The organism is Mesorhizobium sp. M7A.F.Ca.AU.002.02.1.1 (assembly GCF_003998535.1).
Taxonomy (GTDB): Bacteria; Pseudomonadota; Alphaproteobacteria; order Rhizobiales; family Rhizobiaceae; genus Mesorhizobium; species Mesorhizobium ciceri.
Genome location: NZ_RZPB01001114.1, coordinates 1 through 1,484 on the forward strand (window position 1 = coordinate 1; position 1,484 = coordinate 1,484).

Sequence of the window (1,484 nt, forward strand, 5' to 3'; positions counted from 1 at the left end):
TCAGATTGTTGCCGCGCGCGCCGACGATCTTGATGCGGCGGTTCTTCTTCGCTTCACGCCGCACGCCGGGCGTCGCCACTTCGAGCGCGCCCGACAGATATTTGCCGGTGATCGAATTGGGATTGGCCATGACCTGCTGCGGCGTGCCCTGGGCGATGATCTCGCCGCCATGGATGCCGGCGGCCGGGCCCATGTCGACGACATAGTCGGCATGCAGGATGGCGTCCTCGTCATGCTCGACGACGATCACCGTGTTGCCGATGTCGCGCAGGTGCTTCAGCGTATCGAGCAGGCGCGCATTGTCGCGCTGGTGCAGGCCGATCGACGGCTCGTCCAGCACATAGAGCACGCCGGTCAGGCCGGAGCCGATCTGCGATGCCAGCCGGATGCGCTGGCTCTCGCCGCCCGACAGCGTGCCGGAATTGCGCGACAGCGTCAGATAGTCGAGCCCGACATCGTTGAGGAAGCGCAGCCGTTCACGGATTTCCTTGAGCACACGCACCGCGATTTCGTTCTGCTTGTCGTTGAGCGACGCGGGCAGGTCGGTGAACCACTGGTCGGCCTTGCGGATGGAAAGCTCGGTGACTTCGCCGATGTGCCTGCCGGCGATCTTCACCGCCAGCGACTCGGGCTTCAGCCGATAGCCCTTGCAGACCGGGCAGGGTGTGGCCGACATGAAGCGCTCGATCTCCTCGCGCATCCAGGCGGATTCGGTCTCTTTCCAGCGCCGCTCGAGATTGGGGATGACGCCTTCGAAAGTCTTCGTCGTCTTGTAGGAGCGCAGGCCGTCATCATACTGGAAGGTGATCTCGCGCTCGCCGGTGCCGCGCAGGACGGCTTCCTTGGCCTCTTCGGACAAATCCTTGAACTTGTCGCCGAGCTTGAAGCCATAGGCCTTGCCCAATGCCTCCAGCGTCTGCGCGTAATAGGGCGAGGTCGACTTCGCCCACGGGCTGACGGCGCCGTCGCGCAGCGAGATGTTTTCATCCGGCACGATCAGATTGCCGTCGATGGCGCGCTGGCTGCCGAGACCGTCGCAAGTCGGGCAGGCGCCGAACGGATTGTTGAACGAAAACAGCCGCGGTTCGATTTCCGGAATGGTGAAGCCGGAGACCGGGCAAGCGAACTTTTCCGAGAACAGGATGCGCTCATGCGTCTCGTTCTTCGACTTGTTGACCGAATCCTCGCCGGTCTGGCTGGAATCGAGCGGCTTGTCGGCGAATTCGGCGACCGCCAGCCCATCGGCCAGCTTCAGCGCCGTTTCGATGGAATCGGCAAGCCGCGTCGCGAGATCGCCGCGCACGACGATGCGGTCGACGACGACATCGAGGTCATGCTTGTACTTCTTGTCCAGCGCCGGCACGTCGGCGATCTCATAGAAGACGCCGTCGACCTTGACGCGCTGAAAGCCCTTCTTCTGCAGTTCCAGCAACTCCTTGCGGTACTCGCCTTTGCGGCCGCGCACCATCGGCGCCAGAATGAAC

At 63.2% G+C, this 1,484-nt stretch carries 1 pseudogene; it reads right to left on the minus strand.

Annotated features, from left to right (window positions below):
* Positions 1-1,484 (minus strand): annotated as a pseudogene (locus tag EN879_RS35580) (excinuclease ABC subunit A); the annotation flags it as partial.